Consider the following 16,199-nt stretch of genomic DNA (forward strand, 5'->3'; position numbering starts at 1 on the left):
CTTTCATAGAATATACCGATCTGCGTTAAGGTGACGGCAACCTACCGTCCGTCTCGACGTGACCATTTCGCTATGCAGGACCGTGCACATGTACCGTTATGATATTCACGACCAAACGCTCGTCGACGAGCGGGTCGCTCAGTTCCGCGATCAGATGGAGCGTTACCAGGCCGGCCGCTTGGGTGAAGAAGAGTTTCGCCCGCTGCGTCTGCAAAACGGTCTCTATATCCAGCGTCATGCGCCGATGCTGCGCATCGCTATCCCCTACGGCATGCTGGCTGGCAATCAATTGCGGGCGCTTGCCGAGATCACAAGGCGTTATGACCGCGGCTACGGCCACTTCACTACGCGCCAGAACCTGCAGCTCAATTGGCCGGCAATGGAAGACGTGCCGGATATCCTGGGCGAGCTTGCCAAGGTGCAGATGCACGCCATTCAAACCAGCGGCAACTGTATCCGTAACACCACCAGCGACCAATTCGCCGGCATCGCCAATGACGAAGTCGAAGATCCGCGCCCCTGGTGCGAGCTGATTCGCCAGTGGTCGACGCTGCACCCGGAGTTCGCTTACCTTCCGCGCAAGTTCAAGATCGCGGTGAGCGGCGCAAGCCAGGACCGTGCAGCGATCCAGGTGCACGACATCGGCCTGCGCCTGTGGCGCAACGACGCCGGTGAGCTGCGCGTCAAGGTGCTCGCCGGCGGCGGCCTTGGCCGCACGCCGATGATTGCCGAGGTGGTACGCGAGGATCTGCCCTGGCAGCACCTTTTGACGTATCTCGAGGCCTGCGTACGGGTGTACAACCAGTTCGGCCGCCGCGACAACAAGTTCAAGGCGCGCATCAAGATTCTGGTCAAGGCCTTGGGTATCGAGGAGTATCGCCGCCGCGTGGACGAAGAGTGGGCACACCTGAAAGACGGCCCGCAAACCCTGACCCAAAAAGCCGTGGATGAGGCCAAGCGCCACTTCCCCGAACCCGAGCGTCGCGAAGTGGCCGAGGGTGCCACCGATGCGTACAACGCGCTGCGCGAAGAGAACCGCGCCTTTGCGCGCTTTGTGACCAACAACGTAAGCGATCACAAGGTGCCGGGCTACAAGGCGGTCACGCTCTCGCTCAAGCGCCGCGAGCACGCCCCGGGCGATGTGACAGCGGACCAGATGGAAGCGGTGGCGGATCTCGCCGACCGCTATGGCTTTGGTGAAGTGCGGGTCACCCACGAACAGAACCTGGTGCTTTCGGATGTGCCGGTGGACGATATGCAGGCGCTTTGGGAAGAGCTCGAGGCGCTGGGCATGGCCAACCCCACCGTGGGCACGCTCAACGATATCATCTGCTGTCCTGGCGGCGATTACTGCAGCCTGGCCAACGCGGTCTCCATCCCTATCGCTCAGGCCTTGCAAGAGCGCTTTGAGGATCTCGACTTCCTCTACGACCTGGGGCCGCTGGACTTGAACATCTCGGGTTGTATGAATGCCTGCGGCCATCATCACGTGGGCCATATCGGCATTCTCGGCGTCGATAAAAAGGGCGAGGAGTACTATCAGGTTTCGATCGGCGGCAACTCCACTGACGATGCCTCGCTTGGCAAGATTCTGGGGCCATCGTTTTTCCGCGAGGACGTGCCGAACGTGGTCGAAAAAGTGCTCGAGGTGTACGTCGCCGAGCGTCACGAAGACGAGCGCTTTCTGGACACCTATCGCCGCATTGGTATGAAACCCTTCAAGGAGCGCGTTTATGCCCACTGATGCACAAGAAACCGCCCCGGCCCTGGTTCACGTCGACCACCTGATCGTGGGGGGCGAGCTGGCATCGGAAAACGCCTGGTGCGTCTCATACGACGTCGAGGCACTGCCCGACCAATTGCCGGCGTTCGTGCCGCTGGCGCTTTGGCGCGAGCACGCAGAAGACGCGGAACTCGCCCCGTTGCTATCAAGCGACACCGAGCTAACCCCGGCGCTGGGTGAAGAGCTTAAAAAGAGCGCGGCGGTAGCGATCGACTTCCCCGCCTTTACCGATGGCCGCGGCTACAGCCTGGCGCGGCTTTTGCGCGAACGCTACGGTTTTGAGGGGGAACTTCGCGCGGTGGGCGATGTGCTGATCGACCAGCTCAACTACATGGAGCGCTGCGGCTTCGACGCCATGGCGCTTCGCGAAGACCAGGAGCCGGACGTGGCCCTGCGCGCGCTAAAAGCGTTCAGCGTGCGCTACCAAAGCGATGTCGAGGTGCGCTCGGCGCTGTTCGAGCGCCGCTTGGCCGCCGCCGAGTAGCGGTCACTTTCGATCTCCCATGAAAAGGGCAGCCTAATGGCTGCCCTTTTTAGTTTTAGGAAAAATTAGTTTCAGAAAAACCTGCGTGGCGACAGTTAGCCGCGGCGCTTCTGCTGGCGCTCGCGATTGTTGGATTTAGCACGGTCGCTCTTGCGCAGCATCACCCAAGTGGCACCCATCCCGCCCTCTGAAGGCTGGGCCGAGACGTAGGCCTGCACTTCCTCGAACTGGCAAAGCCACTTGGCAAGGTAGGAGCGCAGCACGTTGGCGGGGCTGTCGATCTCGCGTCCCCGCCCGTGAATGATCATCACCGAGCGCAGGTCATTGGCGTAGGCGTCTTGAATGAACGGAAAGAGCATTCGGCGGCATTCGGCTAATGGGCGCCTTAACAAGTGAAGCTGGGCTTGCATGGCGTAGCCGCCGTGGCGCAGCTTATCGACGACGCCCTGCTGAATGCCCTCGCGGCGATACTTGATCGGGTCGATGGGGGGTAGCAAGTCGACGAAGTCGTCGGAAAGAAAGTTAGTGTGCTCGATGGCCTCTTCGGCGCGCTCGCGCCGTGCCAACTGCGCCTCCGAGGGGCGCGAGCGCTTGTCTCCCGTTTCTGCCCGCTTCCCCTTCGCTAGAGGTTTCACATCGCCAACAAAAGAGCGAAAATCCATATCATTACGCGCGTCTTCACGGACGTCATCAAGAAAGTCATCACGAAGCGACTGGCTCATGGCGGGCTCCTCCGATAGGGTGCAGTCGATATCCTGGCCGATACCGGGGCGTTTAGCGTCGCTTGCCCCTAACGCGTCAGGCGGCGTTCACTATAAGGATAGAACATGATCGGGATCAAACGAATAGCCGTCGGCGTACTGGTTATGATACTCGCCGCCGCGCTGTGGCTCTGGCTGACCATGCTAAGCCCATGGTTTTACGAGCGTCCGGAGCAGCTGGGGTCCATCGAGCAGCGCAGCCATCAAGTGTTCGTCTACGGTACGCTGCGCTTTGCTCCGGTGCGCTGGGTGGTAATGCTCGCTGGCGGCGACCCGGTGCCCGATACACTGGAAGGCTTCAGCCGTGAGGGCCTCGATATAGCGCCCGGCCCGCAAAGCGAAGTGCCAGGGCTGGTGCTTACCGTCACCGCGGATGAGCTTTCAAGACTCGACCGCTACGAGCGCTTGGGCGTTCGCTACCGCCGCGAAGAGCTGGCCCTGGCCAGCGGCGAACTCGCCTGGGTGTACCGTCGCCTGCCCCAGGCCGACGACGAGAACAATACGGCTCTGCTAAGATATAACCAGCCGGCGGCGAACGACGCTTTTTACACCACCGCCGAGACCCTTCCCTTCAAGGAAACGCTATGAGCGATGAAACCCCCTACATTCTGGTTCTTTACTACTCCCGCTCGGGCGCCACACTCGAAATGGCGCGCCAGGTCGCGGCAGGTATCGAGAGCGTGGCGGGTATAAGAGCGCGACTGCGCACGGTGGCGCCGGTGTCGCCTACCTGCGAGGCGGTGGATAGCGAAGTCCCCGAAGAGGGCGCGGTCTACGCGGATCTGGAAGATTTACGCCACTGCTGCGGCCTGGCGCTAGGCAGCCCTACCCGGTTTGGCAACATCGCCGCACCGCTCAAGTATTTTCTAGATACCACGAGCAACCTTTGGATGAACGGCGCGTTGATCAATAAACCCGCCACCTGCTTTACCGCGTCATCGAGCATGCACGGTGGCCAGGAGAGCACGCTGCTGACCATGCTGATTCCCCTTTTACACCATGGCATGGTGTATGCGGGTATTCCCTACAATGAAACCGAGCTGATCAGTACTCAAACCGGCGGCACGCCTTACGGAGCCAGCCACGTCGCCGGCGCACGTAGCGAGCGTCGGGTCGACGAGCACGAGCGCGCGCTCTGCATCGCCCAGGGCAAGCGTTTGGCAAAGCTCGCGCTGGCACTCAATACGATGCGCACCGAGGCGATGTCATGAGGCAGTGGCTCGACGATCTTGAAAACCAGCATGGCCTGACGCCGTTGACCGACAAAATGCGCCGGCTGGTGCTGATTAGCTTTGTCGTGCTGCTAGGACTTGTCACGCTGCGCGGCTTTCTCGTTCAGGGCGACGAATATAATTGGCGTCCGGTCTTGGCCTTCGTGCTGCCGCTGGTGCTTTTTTTACCCTCGATTATCGGCAAGCGCCCCCGCGGCCATGCCTGGCTCGCTTTCGTTAGCTTGCTTTATATAGCCCAGGGGGTGATGTTCGCCGCCGCCACCGGGCAGATCCTACGCGGGGTTTTGGAAGTCGCCGCCGCACTCGCGCTTTTCGTGGGCTCGCTGGGCTACGCCCGGTTCCGCGCCCGCCAGCAGCGCCAATAGTTCAGGGTTTGCATTTGGCTTGAGGTCAAGCACTTTACGCCAAACGATACTCATAACCGCTTAAGGGAGCAGCCACCATGACCCGTAATATTGCCGATGTCCGGCGTGACTACGAAGGTAATCATCTGGAAGAGGCCAATACGCCGGATAACCCGTTCGAGCTTTTCAACCAGTGGCTGAACGAAGCCCTCGAAAGCGATGGCGAGGACGCCAATGCCATGACGCTGGCCACGGTAGATAGCCAGGGCCGTCCCCACGCCCGCGTCGTGCTGCTCAAGGGGGTCGATGAAGGGCTGGTGTTCTACACCAACTACCACAGCCACAAAGGCAGCGAGCTAAGCAACGTACCGTTTGCGGCGGCGACCTTTTGGTGGCCTGGCCTTTCACGTCAGGTGCGCGTAGAGGGGCCGGTCGAGCAGGTGTCGGCCGAGGAGTCCGATGCCTACTTTCAAAGCCGCCCGCGGGGCAGTCAGCTGGGCGCCTGGATTGCGACTCAAAGCGTAGTGATCCCCAACCGCAAGTGGATCGAAGAGCGTCAGGTGCGCTTTGAGCATGTCTACGACGGCCAGCCGATTTCGCGCCCGGTTCACTGGGGCGGTTACCGCATTCAACCCGAGATGATCGAGTTCTGGCAGGGCCAGCCCAGCCGCCTGCACGACCGGGTCCGTTTCGAGCGCCAAAACGAGGGCCCCTGGAGTCGTTTCCGCCTCGCGCCCTGAGCCGTTTTTCTCTAAGCCCCTATTCATAGGCAAACACGCCATGAAATGCGACGGCTTTTTTGAGAGGAGCTAGCCGTCGCATTTCTCTCCAGGGCACTACCCTTGCCTGCCAAGCGCGACGGCCCGACCCTCAATCCGGCAGACTCTCCAGGCGGTGACGCTGCCATTCGCTATCCGGCTCGTTGAGCCGAAGCACCGCATCCACTACCTGCTCCTCCATGTTGTAGCGGCTTTTGAAGCCCAGATGCTTGATCAACGCACGCATGGGCTGGTTGTCCATCATGATCTTACCGATCATCTCGATCGTGCCGATACTCTGGCAGTAACTGATCATCTTCTGCATCAGCAGCCGACCGATTCCCAAACCCTGCAGGTCGTCGCGGATGATGATGGAAAACTCGGTGCGAATATTGTCGGCGTCGTTATAAACCCGCACTACCCCCAGCATCTCCTTGGTGCCGTCGTCGTGCTGGTGCTCGGCGATGAACGCCATCTGCCGGTCATAGTTGATGTGCGAGAGAATCGATAGATCGCGCTGGGTCAGGTTCGACTTGTTGTGAAAATAGCGAAAGCGGATGCTCTCCTCGGAAAGCCGGGTATGGAAACTGGTGATCAACGGCGCGTCTTCGGCGCGGATCGGGCGTACCTCGACCTGCCAGCCGTTTTTGAGCGTGACCCATTCGCGAAGCTCCTCCGGGTACGGCATGATCGCAAAGCGGGCCGGCGGACCCAGGTCCATGGCGAAATCCACCGCCAGGATACCATCGCGGTTGAGCAACAATGGGTTGAGCTCCAAACCGCGCAGCTCATTCAAATCCGATGCCATTTGTGAAAGCTTCACTAAAAACTGGCAAAGCCTTTCGATATCGCGCTCGGCTTCCGAGGAGTGCTCGCGGATCAGCGAAGCGACGTGAGTGCGCCCGACCATATCGGCGGCCAGGCTCATGTTCAGCGGTGGCAGCGCGACCTGGCGGTCGGCGAGTACGTTCACCTTGTAACCACCGATCCCGAAAACGATCAGTGGGCCGAACACCGGGTCACGGGTGATACCGGCACAAACCTGCATGGAGTGCTTGCCGCGCTGCATGGGCTGCAGGCAGTACTCCTGAACGGTGTACTCGGGAAATTTTTCGTGCACTTTGTCGCCCAAGCGGCGAACGCCCTCCTCGACCTGCTCCGGCGTTTGCAGATCCTGCAATAGACCGGCGGAAATTTTATGCGGGTGGCGCCGGTAGCGATACGGATGACAGTTGCCATCGTGTATCACCTTGAGCGCCTTGGGGCCCTCGAAGTGGCCATCGGCTTCATACGCCTCGCTTGGGTGGCGTAAATAAACGCTCGGCGCGGTGGGAATGCCGTAAGCCTGGAGCACCTGCGCCGTTTCCGAGTGGGTCAAGGTGTGGCGGCGCTGCTCTTTTGCCCGGCTGATCAATTCGCGGCACGCAAGGCGGTCAGCGGGCCGGGTATTGAAGGTCAAACTGGGCGGAATTTCGTGCAAAAGCGCCTGTACGCGCTGATAGTCCACCATATGCATGAACGCCTTGACGGCTTTTTCCGGCGAAATATAGGTGGGTATGCCCGCCGCGCTGCACGCACTGCGCGCTTTCAAGGCCTCTTTCAATCCCATCCAACTGGTCAACAGGTTGCGCCGAAAGCGCTTGCGGTTATCGATCAGCGCGCGGGCCGTTTCGACCGACGGCGCCAAACGTGTTGGCGCGTGCACCACCAGCACCGCGTCGACCCCCGGGTCGGCGGTCACGATCTCGAGCGCCTCGACAAAGCGCGCGGGGGTGGCGTTGCCGCCCAGGTCTACCGGGTTCTCGCCGGGTTTGCTTCTATCCACCTTGCGCTCGGTCAGCTGGGTCTGCGTGGACTCATTGAACTCGGCAAGCTTGCCGCCGCCACTTACCAGCTTGTCGATCGCCAGCATTGCCGGGCCCAGTCCGTTGGAGACGACCGCTAGACGGTCACCGCGCAGCGGGCGCATGCGTGAAAGCGTCTCGAGCGCATCGAAAAGCTCGTCGGAGTCGTTTACCCGGACCACACCGGCCCGGGCGAAGGCAGCGTCGAAGACGACATCGCGATTGGCAATCCCCGGTGTGGGCGCCATACCGGAGATGTCCGATTCCGGCGTGCGCCCGCTTTTGATCGCCACCACCAGTCGATTACGCGAGGCGTCGCGCACCGAGGTCATGAAGTGCTGAGCGTCCTTGATGCGCTCCAGGTGAAGCAAAATGGCCTGGGCCGGCGAAAACTGGTTCACGTAGTCGATCAAATCCGGCAGAAGCACGTCCACGCTGTCGCCCACGGTAATCAGGTGGGAAAACCCCACATCGCGCCCCGCCGCCCAGTCGATCATGGCGTTGGCAAGCATCCCGGATTGTCCCAGGTACGCGACCCGCCCGGGTTTGACCGGCTGGCTGGCGTAGGACGCGTTGAGCTTTTTGCCCGGTACGATCACCCCCATGCATTCCGGGCCTAGTACCCGAATCCCCGATGCGCGGGCGGCGTGTAGCATCTGCTCGCGAATCGAGCCCTCGCTTCCTCGTTCGCGATCCAGGTACGCCCCTCCGGAAAGCACCAGCGCCGCCTTCACGCCCTTCTGACCCAGCTTCTTGATCAGTTTGGGCGCGCCCTCGACTGGCGAGCAAATCACCGCCAGATCCGGCGGGGCGGGCAAACTGTTGACGCTAGCGAAACACGGCGCGCCGAAGACCTGCTTGTAGCCTTTTAAATTCACCGCCCAGAGCGTACCTTTGAACTCGCCCTGTTGAAGGTTGGCCAGCACCAGGCCACCCAGAGACTCCGGTTTTTCCGATGCGCCGAAGACGGCCAGGGTTTTTGGCTCGAAGAAATGGTGTAGAAAACGGGTACTCACAAGCGTATCTCCCTGACCTGTCACCTCGGTGTACGACTTATTATCACTGTCGTGCGGGCACGCATACCGATTAAGGTAGCGTTACATAGAACGGAGCGCCTGCATGATCACCGCCTACCTTACCCATCCCGACTGCATCTTGCACTATATGGGGCCCGAACATCCGGAGAGCCCCGCTCGGCTAGAGGCAATACGGGCACGCCTGGCGCTTAGCGGGCTATTGCAGCAAACCATGCAAGCCGAGGCCAAAGAGGCCACTCGGGAGGCGCTCGAGCGCGTGCATTCACCGCGCCACCTCGACGCGCTCGAAAAATGCGTGCCAAGCGAGGGCATTACCGCGCTGGATAGCGACACGCTGATGAACCCGGAATCCCTCAAGGCAGCGCGGGTGGCCGCAGGCGCGGTCATCAAAGGGGTCGACCAGGTTTTCAAGCGCCAGGCGGATAACGTCTTTTGCGCCGTACGCCCGCCTGGCCACCACGCCGAAGCAGCCGAAGCCATGGGCTTTTGCTTTTACAACAGTATCGCCGTGGGGGCGGCGCACGCCAGAGCCCAACACGGCGCCCAACGGATCGCCATACTCGATTTCGACGTTCACCAGTGCAACGGCACAATCGATATCTTCAAGGGTGACCCTGGCGTGCTGATCTGCACAAGCTACCAGTACCCTTTCTACCCCTGGCGCTACCTACGAAGCGAATGGCACAACGTGGTGAATACCCCCCTCGAAGCGGGGATGCAAAGCGCAGCGTTTAGAGACGCCGTCGAGCGTAACTGGCTACCCGCCCTGCACGCCTTCAAGCCCGATATAGTACTGGTATCCGCCGGCTTCGATGCCCACCAGGACGATCCCATGGGCGAGATATGCCTGACGGACGAGGACTACTACTGGGTCACGCATCTGGCCATGGAAATCGCCGGCCTCTACGCCGAAAACCGGCTGGTCTCCGTACTCGAAGGCGGCTACAACCCCAAGTCGCTCGCCAGCGGCTGCGAAGCGCACATCAAAGCACTTCTCGGGCTGCCTTTTGAAAGCACACCGGCTACCGGGTAGCCTGCGGCGGGCTGTGTTAGCATAGCGTGTCCTAAAATGCACTTACCGGGTATGACGATCCAATGACGGCGACTCATGACGAAAACGCAGCGCTTCGTATTGCATCGGGGCGCAAACCCTTCGTAGAGCCGCTTCGCTTGGGCGCACGGCTTAAAGAGATCCGCTTGGCCAATCAATGGACCCTCGAGGATGTCAGCCAGCGCACCGGACTCGCCCGCTCGACGCTCTCCAAGATAGAGAACGACCAGCTATCGCCCACGTTTACCGCGGTGCAAAAGCTCATGGCCGGGCTCAACATCGACCTTCCCCAGCTGTTTACCCCGCCCAAGCGCGAGCACTACACCATGGGGCGGCGGGATTTGACCCGCAGCGGTAAAGGCCAGCACCACCCCACGCCCACCTACGAGCACGAACTTTTGGGCCACCACCTGGCACAAAAGCGCATGATTCCGTTTAAAACCATCGTGCGGGCGCGCAGCTTCGACGAATTCCAGCAGTGGGTCCGCCACGACGGTGAAGAGTTTTTGATGATTCTCGAGGGCGAAATACTGCTGTACAGCGAGTTTTACGCTCCGGTGGCGCTGAGCGAAGGCGATAGCATCTATTTCGATAGTGATATGGGCCACGCGCTCGTATCCACCAGCCCACTGGATGCCAAGGTGCTCTCGGTATGCACCCGGGGCGATCTGGACTGAGCCGAAGCGTTTACAAGCAGTTGGTCGGCTTGGGAAGCCCGGCGATACGCGCCGTGCGCCGCGCCGGACTTTCCGGGAACAGCGACATCAGATAAATCGAGGTTCCCTTCTTTTCACCCAGCGCCTGTTTGGTTGCCTTGACGAGCGCACGCATGGCCGGCGCCATCTCAAAGCGCTGGTAAAAGTCACGCACCACGTCGATGACTTCCCAATGAGCATCGGTTAGCGAAAGCCCCTCGTCACGCGCCAAAAGATCGGCCACCTCGGCACTCCAATCACCCTGATCAACAAGGTAGCCTTCGGGATCTAATTTAATGTTTTTATTTGAATCAAGATAACGGTATAAATTTTCATTTTTCATATCAATACCAACTTACACACTGTTCGTGACGCTCGGTCAGCGTTACAAAATCCTTCATTGTGATGATCGCCGCGTCAAGGTTCTCGGCCGACTCCAGCAGCCCTGCGGCTTCCAGGTCGTCGCTCAACAGGTATAGCCGCCCTTTGCACTGCTCGAAACCGGCCCACTGAGGTAACAGGCTTGCTTGCACGGCCTGCTCGATGAGCAGCACGTCATCCTGGTCCCCCACCACCCGGAGCATATTGGCCGCGCTTAGGCTTTCGGGGCGTTTATTTAGAATGTGTAGCATCGGAAAGCCCCATTAGAAGTGAAGAGTCGTCGAGGAGTCTTGATAAAGCGCCGCGAGCGCCTCATCGGAGATGACCCGCGCCGCCGGCACCAGCTGGCTCGGCGCCAGCCCTAATTGTTCCAAGCTGCTTTCAGGTACCAGAAGCTCTTCGATATCGTACATCTCGAGCATGTCGATGGTCGGCAGCACCGCCTTTTGTCCCGGTGCACCAGCCGTTTGGCTTTTCACCAGCGCCAGCGCCCCCTGCCCTATGAAAATCAGCTTGACGCTTTGGCCAAAGGCCGCGGCGACCAGCGCTACATCGAGGCCTTCGCGCAAGGCATTGGATTGAAACGGTGCTTGAGTCAGCGCAATCAAACGTACGGCGTCTTCGGTCATCACTTTTCCTCAGGCAAATGTAATGAAACGATCGCAGCGCTTTTGCAGTACTAACAACTGCCCCAACCCCGTGAGTTCGAACGGTACCTCCAGGCTATGCTGGGTCAAGCCGTGGCGTTTGGCTTCGGCCTCGTCTAACACCCCGCGGCGAAGCGCGGCCGCCACACACACCTCGAGGGCCGTGCCGTGCTCGGCATTGAGCGCTACCCAGGCATCCTTGAGGTTCAATTCATCCTGGGGTGGGCTCATCAGCGTCGACGCATTGAGCACCCCCTCCTGGTAGAAAAACACCCCGGCCAGGGTATGCCCCTGGCTTATTAGCGCATTGGCAAAACGCAGCGCCGAATGAGCCGCGGGGCTTGTGTAAGGGGCACCGGTAACCAGTAGACCGTACTCCATGGCGCTCTCTCACCTGAGTTATATAAAAGACGCTTACAAAAAAACAGACCCTACCGAAGTAGGGTCTGTTTGGGTAGAGCTTAACGATTAAATCAGTCGCTGCTCATGATGCCAAGAATAGAGAGAAGGCTTACGAACAGGTTGTAGATTGAGACGTAAAGCGTAACCGTCGCCAGAATATAGTTGGTCTCGCCAGCACGGTGCACGATTTCACTGGTTTGATAGAGAATCGCTGCGGATGAGAATAGGACGAAGCCCGCAGACACCATCAGAGAAAGCGCCGGAATCTGGAAGAAGAAACCTGCCACCATGGCAAGGATCAGCACGATGCCGCCCGCCATCAGGAAATTGCTCAGAAAGCTGAAATCCTTTTTGGTGGTAAGCGCGACCGCAGAAAGACCAATGAAGGTCAAGCCGGTCATGGCCAGGGCATTCATGATCAGCGCACCACCGTTAGGCAGCGTCAGGTAAGCGGAGATGATCGGCCCAAGGGTGAAGCCCATGAAACCGGTGAACGCAAACGTAGCCAAAAGGCCCGCAGCAGAGTTGGCGGTTTTATGAACCAAAAACATCAGCCCATAAGCGCCGACGAAGAAAACCAGAATGTTGAGCTGCTGAACGCCAAGCGCGACGGAGGCGCCAGCGGTAACGGCTGAAAACAGCAGCGTCATGGCCAAAAGCGCGTAGGTGTTACGCAATACTTTGTTGGCTTTCGCGCTGCTGACCGCTTGTTCGTTATGCGGTCGTACGGTGTGCGAATCGTTGAACGCCATGGTTTTAAGCTCCCTAGTGGTCGTACTAACAACGGACAAGCATGCCGTTACGTAGTTCCCGACGCAAGCCCCTGTGGTTTAAAAAGATACCCGGATTGGACGATGATTCAACGCGAAGGGTCTGTGCTACCCTTTCAGGTATAACACTCGCCGTTCACAATGCGAGTTAAATCTATCCTTTCGCTCCCTATTTTTTTGCCGCCACTTTTTGCCACCACCAAGTCAACAGGACGCATTACCATGATGACAACAGCACGTACCCCACTAACGTTTACCGCTTTGGCCGCCGCTACGCTGATGAGCAGCCATGCGTTTGGCTTCGAACCACGCGGCGAAGACATCAGCTATCAGGTCAACGATGAACGCTTTGAAGGCTATTACGTCGAGGCCCAGGGCGAATCCAAAGGCAGCGTGCTTATCGTGCACGACTGGGACGGCGTGGACGATTACGAGCGTGAGCGCGCCGACATGCTCTCCGAGCAGGGCTTTGATGCCTTCGCGGTGGATCTTTTCGGTGAAGGCAACCGCCCTCAGCAAACCGAAGCCAAGCAGGCCGCTACCAACGCACTGTACGAAGACCGCGAGCGGATGCGCGAACTTACCCTTGCAGGACTTACCCAAGCGCGGGAACACGGCGCCGCCAGCACGACCGTCATCATGGGCTACTGCTTTGGCGGCACGGTCGCGCTCGAGATGGCCCGCGCCGGTGAAGCCGACGATATCGCCGCCTACACCAGCTTCCACGGCGGCCTGGAGACCCCGGAAGGCCAGTCCTACCAGGCCGAAACGCCGCCCATCTATATCGCCCACGGCGGTGCGGATGAGATGGTGAGTCTCGAAGATGTCGCTACTCTGGCCGGCGAGCTCGAAGAGGCGGGGATTACCTACGAGGTCGGCATTTACTCAGGCGCCCCCCATGCCTTTAGCGTCTTTGGTAGCGAGCGCTACGATGAGCGCGCCGACGAGCGCTCCTGGTCGACCTTCATGACGTGGCTAGACGAAATGCTCTAATGCCGGGTCGCTTGCGTCGAGTGCAGGGCTAACCGACGCAAGATGTACTAGTTTGTTTAAAGACAACCCGTCGCTTGACGGTGATTCATCCATGGAGAGGATTAAACATGAGCATTTTTATCGTATACCGGGTGGTAAAAGAGGACGCTGCCATCGACGCCCAGCCGGAGTGGTGGATCGTCGATACGCGGGAAGAAGCCGAGCGCGACGGCCCACTGGTGCGCGAGCGCGTGGCAACGAAGCCCGAAGCCGATGAAGTAGTGAAAAAACTGAACGCCGAGCACGAAAAACCCTAACGTCTATCCAGGACTTATCCAAAAGCCCGGCCTGCATCCTCGCGCAGACCGGGCTTTTTTTAGCTCTCGACCTTACGCAAATCTTCGGTGGTGACACCGTCGGGCAACTCGTCGGAATCCGCCGGTAGCCATACCGGATCAAAGTCGCTATCTACCCTTCCGTCCTCAAGGGTTTGGCCGGGAATGCGGTATACTATGCATTCGCGTTTTACGTCCCAGGCGTAGATGGGATCCATATGACCTCCGAAGGGCTGCGATTACGGTATGTATGCCGTTTCAAGGCTGATATCATTGAGCTGCATTGTTTTGGTCGAATATTTAGGAGTCAGAGTATGAAATATATGTTCACTTTAGGATTGGTTGCGATGATGCTGATGAGCGCGGGGTGTAGCTCCAACGGCGCCAGCTCATCGCGCTCTGCGGATTGCCGCAAACAGGCCGAGGCCATGGGCGATACCATGCACTATGGTGATTGCCTTCGCGGTACCCGCACGCAACAGGGCTTTTAATTACGCCCACCATAAAAAAACGGTTCAGCTTACGCTGAACCGTTTTTTTTGATTAATCGGTGTCGGCCTTATGAGACGCTTCTCTCAGTGTTTTTTCGAGGCCGTGTTCTCCGCCATCATCTGATTCGGCATCATCGACCAAAAATTCCGAATGGCGGTGCTTGTGCTTGTGTTGGAGCTCCGCTCCGCAATCATCGCAATTTTCAGGCTTGTCGGGCTCGCCTCTCGCTTCCGAGGGGTCATATTCCTGGCCGCACTGGGCGCATTTTTTAAGATGCTGCATTCTACTCTCCTTTCCTGACCACCTGTTCCTGTTGAACACACAAAGTGCCAATAGGTTCCTTTAAAACACGGCTCGAACACTTAGCCAATAGTCTAACATCACGCTACATCGCCACGTGGAAATGGCGCTATCGCGATATCAACGCAAAGCATGTACCACCAGCATAAGTACTGACGACGTTTTGTTAGAGTTTCACCTATCATGGCGAGTGAGTCTATTAAACTATCTTTCTAATTCAACCCTATAGGCAACGGATGTTACGGCGACACCCTGCAGTGCAACGTCTTTGGCAAATACGATTGCCGCTGCACCGCTTCTCCAGCACCGGGCTCGTTCTGGGAACGCTATTATTCGCATTGTCACTCACACCGAGCCTGCTCCCCAGGCCCATGCTCGCCCAGGGTGTCGTGTCCGGGCTCTGCTTTAGCGCAGGCTATGCCATCGGCGTACTGCTGCGAGGGCTCTGGCACTACCTGCGCCTGCCCAAGCCAGGCCCACGCACCGAGCACTGGGTCAAGACCCTGGCCGCACTTGCTTGTACGCTAACCGCCGCGCTTTTTCTTTGGCAAGCCTCGAGTTGGCAAAACGGCATACGCGAGCTCATGGGTATGCCACCGGCCAGTGGCACCCGAGGCCTTAGTATCGCCACCATCGCGCTATTGCTGTTCGCTTTTTTCTATCTTATCGCAAAGGTATTCAAACGCACGTATCGGCTTCTGTCGCGCAAGGTGTTCTTCTTTTTACCCAAACGCCTGGCGGTCGTGCTGGGGAGCGTGGCCTCGATCGCGCTCTTCTGGCTATTGATCGAGGGCGTGGTGCTCTCGTTTGCGCTGCGCGCGGCGGATCGTTTCTACGCTCAGATCGACGAGCTGGTTCAGGACGACCTGGCAGCCCCCACCGGCGCTAACCGTTCGGGGAGCGCGGCATCGCTGATCAGTTGGGAGGCGCTTGGCAGTCGCGGACGCCGCTTTGTTACCCAAGGGCCCAGCGGTGATGACATCGGCACGTTTTTAGGCAACGACGCCCAGGATCCGATCCGCGTCTATGTGGGCTTGAATGCGCTGGATACCCCACAAACACGCGCCGAGCTCGCCCTGGACGAGCTGATTCGCACCGGGGCCTTCGAGCGCTCGACGCTGCTGCTGGCCACCCCCACCGGGCGCGGATGGATAGACCCGGGGGCTCAAAATACCCTGGAGTATTTGATGCGCGGCGATATGGCGACCGTGGCTGCGCAATACTCTTACCTTCCAAGCCACCTGGCGCTGATTGCCGAGGGCGAATACGGCGTGGAAAGCGCCCGGGCGCTGTTTGTCGAAGTCTACCGCTACTGGAGCGCACTACCGGTCGACGAGCGCCCGGCGCTGTATCTGTTCGGTTTGAGCCTGGGCGCGCTCAACTCGGACCGCTCCTTCGATTTCTACGATATTATCGAAGACCCGTTCGATGGCGCGCTATGGGCGGGCCCGCCCTTTCGAAGCGATACCTGGCGAATCACGACCGCTGACCGTGACCCGGGTTCGCCCGCTTGGCAGCCCACTTTTCGCGGCGGCAGCGTCGTACGCTTTATGAATCAGCAGTCCGGGTTCGAGGGGTATTCCCGGGACTGGGGGGATTTTCGTATCGCTTATCTGCAGTACGCCAGTGACCCGATCGTCTTTTTCGACCCCGCGGCTTTCTGGCGCGAGCCCGATTGGATGCGTTCGCCGCGCGGCCCGGACGTCTCCCCGGCGCTTCGCTGGTACCCGGTGGTTACCATGCTGCAGCTACTGGCCGATTTGGCCACCGGCGGCGCGCCACCCGGCTACGGCCACGAAATTGCCGCCGAGCACTATATCAACGCCTGGGTGGCACTCACCGAACCAGAAGGATGGAACGACGAGGAGATTGCGCGACTCAAGCGATTTTTTAACGATGGAAGTATTTGAA

At 59.2% G+C, this 16,199-nt stretch carries 21 protein-coding genes; 12 read left to right on the top strand and 9 right to left on the bottom strand.

Annotation, left to right across the window (positions count from 1 at the left end; genetic code table 11):
• The first annotated feature begins 88 nt into the window (after positions 1 to 88).
• Both ACWHRL_RS09375 and ACWHRL_RS09380 read left to right on the top strand, forming a co-directional pair.
• On the top strand, positions 89 to 1,744 hold the full coding sequence (locus tag ACWHRL_RS09375; protein ID WP_447528876.1) for a nitrite/sulfite reductase: 1,656 nt from the start codon (positions 89 to 91) through the stop codon (positions 1,742 to 1,744).
• Complete coding sequence (locus ACWHRL_RS09380; protein ID WP_447893448.1) at positions 1,734 to 2,267, top strand: DUF934 domain-containing protein; 534 nt, start codon at positions 1,734 to 1,736, stop codon at positions 2,265 to 2,267. Before ACWHRL_RS09375 ends, ACWHRL_RS09380 begins: the two co-directional genes overlap by 11 nt.
• A gap of 95 nt (positions 2,268 to 2,362) precedes the next feature.
• Here the strand turns inward: ACWHRL_RS09380 and smrA are convergent, their stop codons facing one another.
• A complete protein-coding gene (gene smrA / locus ACWHRL_RS09385) occupies positions 2,363 to 2,989 on the bottom strand; it encodes a DNA endonuclease SmrA (RefSeq protein WP_447893449.1) in 627 nt (208 codons plus the stop codon).
• Between the two features lie 105 nt (positions 2,990 to 3,094).
• Between smrA and ACWHRL_RS09390 the strand changes: the two genes are divergently transcribed.
• The 4 genes from ACWHRL_RS09390 (at position 3,095) to pdxH (ending at position 5,344) form a co-directional block, all read left to right on the top strand.
• Positions 3,095 to 3,616 carry a gamma-glutamylcyclotransferase family protein gene (locus ACWHRL_RS09390; RefSeq protein ID WP_447893450.1) on the top strand — a complete coding sequence of 174 codons (522 nt, stop codon included), beginning with the start codon at positions 3,095 to 3,097 and terminating at the stop codon, positions 3,614 to 3,616.
• Positions 3,613 to 4,239, top strand: a complete 627-nt coding sequence (gene wrbA / locus ACWHRL_RS09395) for an NAD(P)H:quinone oxidoreductase (RefSeq protein ID WP_447893451.1) — start codon at positions 3,613 to 3,615, stop codon at positions 4,237 to 4,239. The genes ACWHRL_RS09390 and wrbA overlap by 4 nt, the downstream gene beginning before the upstream one ends.
• Positions 4,236 to 4,625, top strand: a complete 390-nt coding sequence (locus ACWHRL_RS09400) for a DUF2069 domain-containing protein (protein ID WP_447893452.1) — start codon at positions 4,236 to 4,238, stop codon at positions 4,623 to 4,625. Before wrbA ends, ACWHRL_RS09400 begins: the two co-directional genes overlap by 4 nt.
• A 77-nt stretch (positions 4,626 to 4,702) precedes the next feature.
• Entirely contained in the window at positions 4,703 to 5,344 is a 642-nt protein-coding gene (gene pdxH / locus ACWHRL_RS09405) for a pyridoxamine 5'-phosphate oxidase (protein ID WP_447528882.1), read from the top strand.
• Between the two features lie 130 nt (positions 5,345 to 5,474).
• Here pdxH and ACWHRL_RS09410 read toward each other — a convergent pair whose 3' ends face one another.
• On the bottom strand, positions 5,475 to 8,222 hold the full coding sequence (locus tag ACWHRL_RS09410; protein ID WP_447893453.1) for a bifunctional acetate--CoA ligase family protein/GNAT family N-acetyltransferase: 2,748 nt from the start codon (positions 8,220 to 8,222) through the stop codon (positions 5,475 to 5,477).
• A gap of 103 nt (positions 8,223 to 8,325) precedes the next feature.
• Here ACWHRL_RS09410 and ACWHRL_RS09415 point away from each other — a divergent pair, with 103 nt between their 5' ends.
• Together ACWHRL_RS09415 and ACWHRL_RS09420 are read left to right on the top strand one after the other, a co-directional pair.
• The gene (locus ACWHRL_RS09415; RefSeq protein WP_447893454.1) at positions 8,326 to 9,276 is read left to right on the top strand and encodes a histone deacetylase family protein; all 951 of its coding nucleotides are present in this window, start codon (positions 8,326 to 8,328) and stop codon (positions 9,274 to 9,276) included.
• A 62-nt stretch (positions 9,277 to 9,338) separates the two neighbouring features.
• On the top strand, positions 9,339 to 9,971 hold the full coding sequence (locus tag ACWHRL_RS09420; protein WP_447893455.1) for a helix-turn-helix domain-containing protein: 633 nt from the start codon (positions 9,339 to 9,341) through the stop codon (positions 9,969 to 9,971).
• A 10-nt stretch (positions 9,972 to 9,981) separates the two neighbouring features.
• Here ACWHRL_RS09420 and ACWHRL_RS09425 read toward each other — a convergent pair whose 3' ends face one another.
• From ACWHRL_RS09425 to ACWHRL_RS09445, 5 genes are all read right to left on the bottom strand, one after another.
• The gene (locus ACWHRL_RS09425) at positions 9,982 to 10,332 is read right to left on the bottom strand and encodes a TusE/DsrC/DsvC family sulfur relay protein (protein WP_447893456.1); all 351 of its coding nucleotides are present in this window, start codon (positions 10,330 to 10,332) and stop codon (positions 9,982 to 9,984) included.
• A gap of 1 nt (position 10,333) precedes the next feature.
• On the bottom strand, positions 10,334 to 10,621 hold the full coding sequence (gene tusB / locus ACWHRL_RS09430; protein ID WP_447893457.1) for a sulfurtransferase complex subunit TusB: 288 nt from the start codon (positions 10,619 to 10,621) through the stop codon (positions 10,334 to 10,336).
• Between the two features lie 12 nt (positions 10,622 to 10,633).
• Positions 10,634 to 10,999, bottom strand: coding sequence for a DsrE family protein (locus ACWHRL_RS09435; RefSeq protein WP_447893458.1), 366 nt, complete (start codon positions 10,997 to 10,999; stop codon positions 10,634 to 10,636).
• A gap of 9 nt (positions 11,000 to 11,008) precedes the next feature.
• Positions 11,009 to 11,398: a sulfurtransferase complex subunit TusD gene (tusD, locus tag ACWHRL_RS09440; RefSeq protein WP_447528889.1), complete on the bottom strand. Its 390-nt coding sequence runs from the start codon at positions 11,396 to 11,398 to the stop codon at positions 11,009 to 11,011.
• A gap of 92 nt (positions 11,399 to 11,490) precedes the next feature.
• The gene (locus ACWHRL_RS09445; protein ID WP_447893459.1) at positions 11,491 to 12,171 is read right to left on the bottom strand and encodes a Bax inhibitor-1/YccA family protein; all 681 of its coding nucleotides are present in this window, start codon (positions 12,169 to 12,171) and stop codon (positions 11,491 to 11,493) included.
• A gap of 240 nt (positions 12,172 to 12,411) precedes the next feature.
• On the opposite strand from ACWHRL_RS09445, the gene ACWHRL_RS09450 reads away from it, so the two are divergent.
• Positions 12,412 to 13,182 (top strand): dienelactone hydrolase family protein, encoded by a 771-nt coding sequence (locus ACWHRL_RS09450; RefSeq protein WP_447893460.1) that lies wholly within the window; start codon positions 12,412 to 12,414, stop codon positions 13,180 to 13,182.
• A 107-nt stretch (positions 13,183 to 13,289) separates the two neighbouring features.
• Positions 13,290 to 13,478 (top strand): hypothetical protein, encoded by a 189-nt coding sequence (locus ACWHRL_RS09455; protein ID WP_447528892.1) that lies wholly within the window; start codon positions 13,290 to 13,292, stop codon positions 13,476 to 13,478.
• A gap of 59 nt (positions 13,479 to 13,537) precedes the next feature.
• Here ACWHRL_RS09455 and ACWHRL_RS09460 read toward each other — a convergent pair whose 3' ends face one another.
• Complete coding sequence (locus ACWHRL_RS09460) at positions 13,538 to 13,714, bottom strand: hypothetical protein (RefSeq protein ID WP_447528893.1); 177 nt, start codon at positions 13,712 to 13,714, stop codon at positions 13,538 to 13,540.
• Between the two features lie 96 nt (positions 13,715 to 13,810).
• Here ACWHRL_RS09460 and ACWHRL_RS09465 point away from each other — a divergent pair, with 96 nt between their 5' ends.
• Complete coding sequence (locus ACWHRL_RS09465) at positions 13,811 to 13,987, top strand: hypothetical protein (protein WP_447893461.1); 177 nt, start codon at positions 13,811 to 13,813, stop codon at positions 13,985 to 13,987.
• 52 nt (positions 13,988 to 14,039) lie between these two features.
• Here ACWHRL_RS09465 and ACWHRL_RS09470 read toward each other — a convergent pair whose 3' ends face one another.
• Positions 14,040 to 14,270: a hypothetical protein gene (locus ACWHRL_RS09470; RefSeq protein ID WP_447528895.1), complete on the bottom strand. Its 231-nt coding sequence runs from the start codon at positions 14,268 to 14,270 to the stop codon at positions 14,040 to 14,042.
• 356 nt (positions 14,271 to 14,626) lie between these two features.
• On the opposite strand from ACWHRL_RS09470, the gene ACWHRL_RS09475 reads away from it, so the two are divergent.
• A complete protein-coding gene (locus tag ACWHRL_RS09475) occupies positions 14,627 to 16,198 on the top strand; it encodes an alpha/beta hydrolase (RefSeq protein WP_447893462.1) in 1,572 nt (523 codons plus the stop codon).
• Position 16,199 lies beyond the last annotated feature (1 nt).

This window comes from Vreelandella sp. GE22, from assembly GCF_968212445.1.

What these genes read in the sequence shown, in the direction of transcription:
- ACWHRL_RS09375 (WP_447528876.1), top strand. Translation starts at nt 89, where the DNA reads ATGTACCGTTATGATATTCACGACCAAACGCTCGTCGACGAGCGGGTC.
- ACWHRL_RS09380 (WP_447893448.1), top strand. Translation starts at nt 1,734, where the DNA reads ATGCCCACTGATGCACAAGAAACCGCCCCGGCCCTGGTTCACGTCGAC.
- smrA (WP_447893449.1), bottom strand. Translation starts at nt 2,989, where the DNA reads ATGAGCCAGTCGCTTCGTGATGACTTTCTTGATGACGTCCGTGAAGAC.
- ACWHRL_RS09390 (WP_447893450.1), top strand. Translation starts at nt 3,095, where the DNA reads ATGATCGGGATCAAACGAATAGCCGTCGGCGTACTGGTTATGATACTC.
- wrbA (WP_447893451.1), top strand. Translation starts at nt 3,613, where the DNA reads ATGAGCGATGAAACCCCCTACATTCTGGTTCTTTACTACTCCCGCTCG.
- ACWHRL_RS09400 (WP_447893452.1), top strand. Translation starts at nt 4,236, where the DNA reads ATGAGGCAGTGGCTCGACGATCTTGAAAACCAGCATGGCCTGACGCCG.
- pdxH (WP_447528882.1), top strand. Translation starts at nt 4,703, where the DNA reads ATGACCCGTAATATTGCCGATGTCCGGCGTGACTACGAAGGTAATCAT.
- ACWHRL_RS09415 (WP_447893454.1), top strand. Translation starts at nt 8,326, where the DNA reads ATGATCACCGCCTACCTTACCCATCCCGACTGCATCTTGCACTATATG.
- ACWHRL_RS09420 (WP_447893455.1), top strand. Translation starts at nt 9,339, where the DNA reads ATGACGGCGACTCATGACGAAAACGCAGCGCTTCGTATTGCATCGGGG.
- ACWHRL_RS09425 (WP_447893456.1), bottom strand. Translation starts at nt 10,332, where the DNA reads ATGAAAAATGAAAATTTATACCGTTATCTTGATTCAAATAAAAACATT.
- tusB (WP_447893457.1), bottom strand. Translation starts at nt 10,621, where the DNA reads ATGCTACACATTCTAAATAAACGCCCCGAAAGCCTAAGCGCGGCCAAT.
- ACWHRL_RS09435 (WP_447893458.1), bottom strand. Translation starts at nt 10,999, where the DNA reads ATGACCGAAGACGCCGTACGTTTGATTGCGCTGACTCAAGCACCGTTT.
- tusD (WP_447528889.1), bottom strand. Translation starts at nt 11,398, where the DNA reads ATGGAGTACGGTCTACTGGTTACCGGTGCCCCTTACACAAGCCCCGCG.
- ACWHRL_RS09445 (WP_447893459.1), bottom strand. Translation starts at nt 12,171, where the DNA reads ATGGCGTTCAACGATTCGCACACCGTACGACCGCATAACGAACAAGCG.
- ACWHRL_RS09450 (WP_447893460.1), top strand. Translation starts at nt 12,412, where the DNA reads ATGATGACAACAGCACGTACCCCACTAACGTTTACCGCTTTGGCCGCC.
- ACWHRL_RS09455 (WP_447528892.1), top strand. Translation starts at nt 13,290, where the DNA reads ATGAGCATTTTTATCGTATACCGGGTGGTAAAAGAGGACGCTGCCATC.
- ACWHRL_RS09460 (WP_447528893.1), bottom strand. Translation starts at nt 13,714, where the DNA reads ATGGATCCCATCTACGCCTGGGACGTAAAACGCGAATGCATAGTATAC.
- ACWHRL_RS09465 (WP_447893461.1), top strand. Translation starts at nt 13,811, where the DNA reads ATGAAATATATGTTCACTTTAGGATTGGTTGCGATGATGCTGATGAGC.
- ACWHRL_RS09470 (WP_447528895.1), bottom strand. Translation starts at nt 14,270, where the DNA reads ATGCAGCATCTTAAAAAATGCGCCCAGTGCGGCCAGGAATATGACCCC.